This is a genomic window from Lysobacter sp. yr284, from assembly GCF_900107375.1.
Taxonomy (GTDB): Bacteria; Pseudomonadota; Gammaproteobacteria; order Xanthomonadales; family Xanthomonadaceae; genus Lysobacter.
The window spans coordinates 112,351-121,526 of the sequence record NZ_FNPT01000016.1; the positions used below are offsets into that span (position 1 = coordinate 112,351).

Annotated in this window: 4 protein-coding genes; all 4 read left to right on the forward strand. The window is 69.0% G+C overall.

Annotation, left to right across the window (positions count from 1 at the left end):
* The first annotated feature begins 863 nt into the window (after positions 1 to 863).
* Positions 864 to 3,017 carry an adenosylcobalamin-dependent ribonucleoside-diphosphate reductase gene (locus tag BLV01_RS19540; RefSeq protein WP_091803873.1) on the forward strand — a complete coding sequence of 718 codons (2,154 nt, stop codon included), beginning with the start codon at positions 864 to 866 and terminating at the stop codon, positions 3,015 to 3,017.
* A 266-nt stretch (positions 3,018 to 3,283) separates the two neighbouring features.
* Positions 3,284 to 3,802 carry a hypothetical protein gene (locus BLV01_RS26410; protein ID WP_175486121.1) on the forward strand — a complete coding sequence of 173 codons (519 nt, stop codon included), beginning with the start codon at positions 3,284 to 3,286 and terminating at the stop codon, positions 3,800 to 3,802.
* A gap of 158 nt (positions 3,803 to 3,960) precedes the next feature.
* Entirely contained in the window at positions 3,961 to 4,740 is a 780-nt protein-coding gene (locus tag BLV01_RS19550) for a TSCPD domain-containing protein (protein ID WP_091803877.1), read from the forward strand.
* Positions 4,741 to 5,362: 622 nt separating this feature from the next.
* The coding region (locus tag BLV01_RS19555) for a condensation domain-containing protein (RefSeq protein WP_175486122.1) at positions 5,363 to 9,176 on the forward strand (3,814 nt) is incomplete at its 3' end.

Genomic DNA, 9,176 nt, shown 5'->3' on the forward strand with positions numbered 1-9,176 from the left:
GTGGAAGAAGGGGCGGTGCGGTGACGACGGCGAAACGGGGGCGATCGACGCGGCGGCGCCCGGTCTGGAGCGCGCCGCGCCGGGCTTGGACCGCGCCGGGCGCGCCGCGTTCCGCACGGCGGCGGCCGTCGGACCGAATTGCAGTGTTGGAGAGCGGCAATAAATAACCGATGAAGTGGCCGTTGTGGCGATGCGCGCGCCCGATTCGTGCCGGCGCGCACCGGCGCGGCGCGGCGGCGCCGCGGAGCGGCTTCGCCCAGGCTGCGATCCGGGTCGCTGCGATGACAGCCGAAGCGTGATAGTCATCAACAAGCCGTTGACTTCCGCAGACGCCGGGCGTAGCGTGAGTCCCCTGCGAGGCCACAACATGTAGTGGTCGGCCCCGCGGAGGGAGCCCAAGCGTAGGGGTTCGGCTTGGGAAAGTCTTCACGTCTCCTTGAGGCAGGACATGCTCATGACGAGAGCGGACGCGAACCTCGCAAACACACCCATGGCCACACGCGGCGCGTAAGCCAACGCGCCGTGGGCATCGTCGTCGGCGGGGGGCTGACGACGGGCCGCGAACGACCCCGCGCCGGGCTCCTGCCGCCCGAGCGGATGCGACAACCCGCGACGACTCCTACACACGTGAATCGATACACAACACGTCAGTGAGGGGCTACGTCCCGGGACACAAGAAGAACGTCCCGATTACCGGTTCGACCCGCTTCACCGATCCAGCGTCAACGACGTAGCGAACGCAACACCGTGCCCTTGACCCGGCACGGCGCGACACGACCATCCCCCGGTTACCTCGTACAAAGAAACCACCGGCGGCGGGCGCAACCCAACGGCCCGCCGCCATTGAAGGAGACGAAACAGGCATGAGCACCGTGCGCCTCGAGGCGGTCAAGAACCCGGCGGCAGAGCAGGAAATCGCGCTGCAGCCCGCGTCCCAGGACATCTGGGACAAGAAGTACCGGCTCAAGACCAAGTCGGGGGACCCGGTGGATGCCGACATCGACGGCACCTACCAGCGCGTGGCGCGGGCCCTGGCCGACGCCGAGCCCAACGCCGAGAAGCAGCAGTACTGGTACGAGCGCTTCGTCTGGGCGCTGCGCCGCGGCGCCATCCCCGCCGGCCGCATCACCTCCAACGCCGGCGCGCTGGAACACAAGCCGGCCACCTCGACGATCAACTGCACGGTCTCGGGCACCATCGAGGATTCGATGGACGGGATATTGGAGAAGGTCCACGAAGCGGGCCTGACCCTCAAGGCCGGCTGCGGCATCGGCTACGAATTCTCGACCCTGCGGCCGCGCGGCGCGTTCGTCGCCGGCGCCGGCGCCTATACGTCCGGCCCGATGTCCTTCATGGACATCTACGACAAGATGTGTTTCACCGTCTCCTCCGCCGGCGGCCGCCGCGGCGCGCAGATGGGCACCTTCGACGTCAGCCACCCGGACGTGAAGGACTTCATCCGCGCCAAGCGCGAAGACGGCCGCCTGCGCCAGTTCAACCTGTCGCTGCTGATCACCGACGGCTTCATGGAAGCCGTCGACAGCGACGCCGACTGGCCGCTGGTGTTCCCGGTCAACATCAAGGAGCGCGGCGACCTCGACCTGGACGACGCCAACGCCGTGGTCTGGCGCGACTGGCCGACCCACCGCAACTACATCGTCCGCGACGACGGCCTGGTGGCGTGCAAGATCTACGGCCACATCCGCGCGCGCCACCTGTGGGACATGATCATGGTCTCGACGTACGACTACGCCGAGCCCGGATTCATCCTGATCGACCGCGTCAACGAGATGAACAACAACTGGTGGTGCGAGACCATCCGCGCCACCAATCCCTGCGGCGAGCAGCCGTTGCCGCCGTACGGCGCCTGCCTGCTGGGGTCGGTCAACCTGACCAAGTTCGTGCGCAACGCCTTCACCGACCGGGCCGAGTTCGACTGGGAGGAATACAAGGAAGTCGTGCGCGTGTTCACCCGCATGCTCGACAACGTGGTCGAGGTCAACGGCCTGCCGCTGGAGCAGCAGCGCAACGAGATCGTGCGCAAGCGCCGCCACGGCATGGGCTTCCTCGGCCTGGGCAGCACCGTCACCATGCTGAAGATGAAGTACGGCTCGGCCGAGTCGTGCGAGTTCACCGAGCGCATCGCCCGCGAGATGGCCGTGGCCGGCTGGGAGATGGGCCTGGCGCTGGCGAAGGAGAAGGGCCCCGCGCCGATCATGGACGAGATATTCGCCGTCACCGCCGAGATGCTGCGCAAGCGTCCGGAGATGAAGCGCGACGGCTGGCAGGTCGGCCAGGACATCCCGGGCAAGGTGCTGCACGCCAAGTATTCGCGCTACATGCAGCGCGTGGCCGAGGCGGCGCCGGAACTGGTCGAGGAACTGGCCGAGACCGGTTCGCGCTTCACCCACCACAGCTCGATCGCCCCGACCGGGACCATCTCGCTGTCGCTGGCCAACAACGCCTCCAACGGCATCGAGCCGTCCTTCGCCCACCACTACAGCCGCAACGTGATCCGCGAAGGCAAGAAGTCCAAGGAAAAGGTCGACGTCTATTCCTTCGAGCTGCTGGCCTACCGCGAGCTGATCAACGCCCGGGCGATGCCGTTCAGCGACGAGCCCGAGGCCAAGCTGCCCGACTACTTCATCGCCGCCGACGACATCTCGCCGAAGGAGCACGTCGACGTCCAGGCCGCCGCGCAGAAGTGGGTGGACTCCTCGATCTCCAAGACCGCGAACGTGCCCACGGACTACCCGTACGAGCAGTTCAAGGACATCTACCGCTACGCCCACCAGCAGGGCCTCAAGGGTTGCACCACCTTCCGCTTCAACCCGGCCGCCTTCCAGGGCGTGCTGGTCAAGGAAGCGGACCTGGAGAACACCACCTACCGCTTCGAGCTCGAGGACGGCAGCGTGCTGGAGGTCAAGGGCAACGAGCAGATCGAATACGACGGCGAGATGCACACCGCCGCGAACCTGTTCGACGCCTTGAAGGAAGGGTATTACGGCAAGTTCTGAAGGCGCGCCCGCCGCGCGCGGCCGGCCTTGGGCCGGCCAGCGCGAGGCGGGCGTTCCCGTTCAGGCGGCCGCGCGCGAAACCGCGGCCCGCGGCGGGGAATCCGGACGCGGACCGCGATCCGCCGCCGCGCTCGCGCCGTCGGTCGAAAGCGGCGCGCGCCCTCTGTTTTTATCGCGCGCCGCGGGTATAGCATCACTCCGGCAACACCCCGATTGCTGCACCTGACCATGCGTACGCCAAGACACAGCCCACCAGGAGGGCACCAATGAGCAACGGTAACGGAGTGACCGCGACCCTGACCCAGGCGGCGGAGAACGTGAAGGAAACCGCGAGCAACCTCGGCAGCGCCATCGCCACGCGCGCCGAGGAAGCGGTGGCTTCGGTCAAGCAGACCGCCACCCGCGCCCGCAAGGCCGCCAAGAAGGCCGTCGGCACCGCCAAGAAGAAACTGGCCAAGGCCAGCGCCGACGCCAAGAAGGAAGTGAGCGCGCTCAAGGCCAAGGCCACCGGCAAGAAGGCCGCGGCCAAGAAGACCGCGAAGAAGGCGGCCAAGAAAGTCGCCAAGAAGGTCGCGACCAAGAAGGCCGCGGTCAAGAAAGCGGTGAAGAAGGCTGTCAAGAAGGTCGCGGCCAAGGCCCCGGCCAAGAAGGCCGCGAAGAAGGCCGCGAAGAAGGCGGTCGCCAAGAAGGCCCCGGCCAAGAAGGCGGTGAAGAAGGCCGCCGCCAAGAAGGCCGCGAAGAAGGCCCCGGCGAAGAAGGCCGCGAAGAAGACCGCCCGGCGTTGAGCCCGGCCCTGGCCGGGCGCGCCTTCGCCAAGCGCGCCCCGGCCAGGCAGGCCTGAGTCCCTCTCCCGTCGCAAGGCGGGAGGGGGCAGGGCGGTTCCGCCCGGCAACGATGTTCCCCCAATCAGCACCAGCAGCGCAGCAACGCAGGAGTCGGGCCGATGGCCGTCAAGATCGAAAAGAAAATCAAGGGCTACAGCGTGGTCACGCCGGACGACAAGGCCAAGGAAGCGGCAAAAGCCGCCGCCGCCAGCGCCGCCTCGGCGAAGGCGGAAGAACTGCCGACCGCCGACGTGATCCAGATGCACGAACGCATCGAGCGCCCCGAGATCCTGATCGGCTCGACCTACAAGATCAAATCGCCGCTGTTCGAGCACGCGCTGTACGTGACCATCAACGACATCGTGCTCAACGCCGGCACCGAACACGAATCGCGCCGTCCGTTCGAGATCTTCATCAACTCCAAGAACATGGACCACTTCCAGTGGATCGTGGCGCTCACGCGCATCATGTCGGCGGTGTTCCGCAAGGGCGGCGACGTGACCTTCCTGGTCGACGAGATGAAGGCCGTGTTTGACCCGCGCGGCGGCTACTTCAAGGCCGGCGGCGTGTACATGCCCTCGCTGGTGGCCGAACTCGGCGCGATCGTCGAAGACCACCTCAAGTCGATCGGCATGATCCACGACCCGGAAATGAGCGACTCCCACCGCGAATTGATCGCCGAAAAGCGTCGCGCGTACGAAGAACGCTCAAAAAAAAACCCTGACGCCGGCGCCTCGATCGCCGTAGTCGCCCCGCGCAACGAGGACGTGACCGTCACCGGCGACGGCGCCAGCTTCCCGCCCAGCGCGACCATGTGCCACAAGTGCAGCACCAAGGCGGTGGTGATCATGGACGGCTGCGCGACGTGCCTGAATTGCGGGTATTCCAAGTGCGGGTGAGGGCGGTCGAGTCGGCGCAGCATGGATGCTTGTGCAGAACTTGCTAAGTTGCGATCCAGGTCTCGATAAACCGGCGATGGGTTGACCAGAACATCGTTGCCAGGACGCCGCGCGTTGGTAAGCGGCGCTCGAATCTGCAAGCGAACGCAAGAAAGAGGGCTCTTCGGAGCCCTTTTTTGTTTTTCCGGCGTCGGAATCTTGCGCACGGCGCAGTGCGATCACGGTCTTCTTTCTTTGCGAGCGCGCTGTAGCTATCGGGACGTCGGTCTGCGATAGCGTGCCCTCGGGGCTCGACCTGTCCTGGCGACCGTACAGTTACAACGACGAGGTACGCCCGATAGAGTCCGAAAAGCGGTACGCATCGAACGGCTGACGACTGTCCGCGAGACCTGGGCGATTCGGTCGAAGGCTTCAATCTGATGACAATGGAGCTGTCATGGTGAGCCTCACGCCCTGCGTGCCGGAGGGGACGCATCGTAGTGCCGATCGTAGCGAGGCCATGGACGGTGCGCTTGCGCCTGCAACAGGGCAACGGACCGGGCGACTAACGCTTGGCGCGAACCATCCGAATCGAGCGGTTTGCATCGATGCGACGGCTCTGGCTGCGGGCGAGCAACGTCTTGTGCCGATCCAGTGGCGCTTCCTGCAAGCCGACCGCCACGAGCACGGCCGCTACGTGCAGTACGCCGACGTGCCTTTGGCCGAAGGCATCGGCCGCGATCAGCTGCAGGCCGCGCTGCAGGCGATCGTGGCCCGCCACGACGCGCTGCGGCTGAAGTTCCGCGAAAGCGCCGGCGGCTGGATGGCGCAGTACCGCGCCGAGGCTTTGTCGGCCGAGGCCTGGGACGAGGCTCTGGTCGAGATCGACGCCGATGCCGCGCAGGCGCCGGCGACCGCGCGCGAGCACGTGCAGGCGCAGGTCGATGCGGCGATGGCCGAGCTCGACGTCAAGCAGGGCCGGCTGCTGCGCTGGCTGTGGCTGCGCGACGCCAACGGTTCGCGCTTGCTGTGGGTGATGCACCACCTGGTGGTGGACGTGGTGTCGTGGCAGGTGCTGGCCGACGATCTGGCCACCGCGCTCGACCAGCTCGGCCGCGGCGAAGCGGTGCGGCTGGCGCGCAAGGGCGCGACCGGCTACCAGGATTGGGCCGCGCGCCTGCACGACTACGCCTACAGCGGCGAGATCGACGCCGAGAAGCGCTATTGGCTGGACCAGCTGCGCGCGCCGGCGGCGGCGCTGCGCCTGGACGGCGACGACGAGGCGCCGACGCAGGCCAGCAGCCGCACGCACGAACTGCGCCTGTCGCCGGCGCTGACCCGGCGCCTGCTCGACCAGGCCACCGCGCGCCACGGCCTGCGCATCCACGAGCTGATGACCGCGGCGCTGGGCCGCGCGCTGGGCCAGTGGCAGCAGGTCGATGCGATCCGCATCGACCTGGAAAGCCACGGCCGTCCGGATCTGAGCGGGGTGCCCGGCTTCGACGGCGTGGACCTGAGCCAGACCGTGGGCTGGTTCACCGCGTTGTACCCGCTGCGCCTGGAGGGTTTGCGCGCCGACCTGCGCGGGCAGTTGCGCGCCGCCGGCGCCGCGCTGGCGGCGGTGCCGCACGCCGGTATCGGCTTTGGGGTGTTGAACGAACTGGCCCGCGACGAAGACCTGGAGCAGGCGCGCGCGGGTCGCGACTCGCAGGTGCTGTTCAACTACCTCGGCGCGTTCGACCCGGACCGCGGCGGCAGCCGCATCGGCGCGCGTCGCCGCCGCAGCCACGCGCTGGGCGTGGAAGGCGGCGTCGAGCACGGCGCGCTGACCGTGCGCATCGACTACAGCGAGCGCCAGTTCCAGGCCGATACCATCGCCGCGCTGGCCGCGCAGTTGGAACGCACGCTGGCCGAGATCGCCGACGACGAAGGCGGCCCGGGCGCCGGCGTGGGCGAGGGCGGCGACGACGCGGCCGCGCCGGCGTGGTCGCTGGCCGACTGCACCCCGGCCGAGCTGCAGGACCTGCGCCGGCAGTACCCGACGCTGCAGGATCTGTACCCGTGCACCGGCATGCAGCAAGGCCTGCTGCTGATGAGCGACGGCGCCAACCCGGACGGCCTGTACCTGACCCAGCTGCGGCTGGAACTGGACGGCGCCGATCCGCAGCGCCTGCGCGCGAGCTGGGTCGAGCTGGTGCGGCGCCATCCGGTGCTGCGCACGGCCTTCCTCGACCTGGGCGGCGACCGCCTGCTGCAGGCGGTGATGGGCGAGGTCGCGCTGCCGTGGCGCGAGCTCGACCTGAGCGCGCTGGCCGACGACCAACGCCAGAGCGAACTCGAACGCGTGCTCGACGGCGAACGCCGGCGCGCGTTCGCGCTCGGCGAAGCGCCGCCGATGCGGGTGCTGCTGGCGCGGCTGGACGCGCGCCGCCATTGCCTGGCCTGGACCCACCACCATGCGCTGATCGACGGCTGGTCGATGGGCCTGCTGGCGCAGGAGCTGTTCCAGGTCTACGCCGGCCATGATCAGAACGCCGCGCCGCCGCCGTACCGCGACTACATCGCATGGCTGGAATCGCGCGACCATCAGGCCGCCGCGGACTATTGGCAGCGCTACCTCGACGGCCTGCCGCTGGCCGCCAGCGCGGCGCTGAGCGCGCGCCTGGACGACGAAGCCGACGCCGACACCGCCGGCCCCGGCGAGCAGCGCGCGCACGTGCTGGAGCTGCCGGTCGCGCTGACCGCGCAGCTCGGCCGCGCGCTCAAGCACGAAGGCGTCAGCCTGGGCACGCTGATCCTGGCCGCGTGGGGCCTGCTGCAAAGCAAGTACAGCGCCGAGGAGGAGGTGCTGTTCGGCTACACCACCAGCGGCCGTCCGCCCGAGCTCGACGGGATCGAGCGCATGGTCGGCCTGTTCATCAACTCGTTGCCGCTGCGCCTGCGCATCGATCCGGCGCAGACGCTGTCGGCGTGGCTGCGCCAGGTGCAGTCGATGCAGCTCGACCACGGCGACCACGGTTTCCTGCCGCTGGCGGCGATCCAGCGCGCCTGCGGCGCGCGCGCCGGCCAGGCGCTGTTCAACGCGCTGGTGGTGGTGGAGAACTTCCCGCTCGACCGCAGCCTGCCGAGCATGGACGGGCAGCAGCTGCGCGTGCTCGACGCGCGCGGGGTGGAGCGCAGCGATTTCCCGCTGAACCTGATCGTCTACCCGGGCCCGCGCCTGACCCTCAAGCTGGCCTACCAGAGCCGCCAGTTCGGCGACGCGGCCGCGCGCGACATGCTCGACCGCCTCGGCCACCTGCTGGCCGGCGTCGCCAACGGGTTCGACCAGCGCGTGGGCCAGCTGTCGCCGCTGAGCGCGGCCGAGCGCGAGCGCGCGGTGTGCGAGTGGAACCGCAGCGAGGTCGATTACCCGCTGCAACGGTGCGCGCACGAGGTATTCCAGCAGCAGGCCGAGGCGCTCGGCGAGGACGATGCGATCGTCTCCGGCGCCGAGCGCTGGAGTTGGAAGCGGCTGTCGGCGCGGGTCGCGCAGATCGCCGGGTGGCTGCGCCGCCGCGGCGTGCGTCCGGGCGACCGGGTCGCGCTGGCGCTGCCGAAGGAACCGGAGCTGATCGCCGCGATCCTGGCGATCATGCGCGCCGGCGCGGCCTACGTGCCGGTGGCGCTGGACTGCCCGCCCGAGCGTCTGGCGTTCATCGCCGGCGATGCCGGTATCGCGCGCCTGCTGACCAAGCGCGCGCATGCCGGGCTGGTGGAGGGCACCGCGCTGACCGCGCTGTGCCTCGACGATGTCGAGGTTTCCGCCGGGACCAGCGACGACGCGGCGTTGCTGACGTCGGACATCGAGCCGCAAAGCAGCGACAGCACCGCCTACCTGATCTACACCTCCGGCACCACCGGCACGCCGAAGGGCGTCGCGCTGAGCCACCGCAACCTGGTCAACTTCAGCCTGTGGCTCGGCGGTGCCGGGCTGTACGGCCGCGGCCAGGGCTTCACCCAGTTCGCCCCGCACACCTTCGACGCGTCCATCGGCGAGATCTTCGGCGCGCTGCTGGTCGGCGCGACCTTGCACCTGCTGTCCGACGAGTTGATCCAGGAACCGCGCGCGCTGGCCGCGTACCTGGGCGAGCACGCCATCGCCTTCGCCGCGTTCCCGCCGGCGTACCTGCAGCAGATCGACCCCGCGCAGGTGCCGGCGACCCTGAGCATCCTCACCGCCGGCTCGGCCCCGACCGTGGAACTGGCGCGCACCTGGAGCGCGCGCGGCCGCTACGTCAACGCCTACGGCCCGACCGAGACCACGGTGCTGTCCTCGGCCTGGATGCCGGCGGCCGACGACGCCGAACTGGCGGCCGGGCGGCTGTCGATCGGCCGGCCGGTGTCGAACACCACGATGTACGTCGTCGATGCGGCCGGCCAGTTGTGCGCGCCGGGCCTGCTCGGCGAAATCTGGA

Coding starts and splice junctions, on each gene's coding strand:
- BLV01_RS26410 (WP_175486121.1), top strand. CDS start 3,284: ATGAGCAACGGTAACGGAGTGACCGCGACCCTGACCCAGGCGGCGGAG.
- BLV01_RS19550 (WP_091803877.1), top strand. CDS start 3,961: ATGGCCGTCAAGATCGAAAAGAAAATCAAGGGCTACAGCGTGGTCACG.
- BLV01_RS19540 (WP_091803873.1), top strand. CDS start 864: ATGAGCACCGTGCGCCTCGAGGCGGTCAAGAACCCGGCGGCAGAGCAG.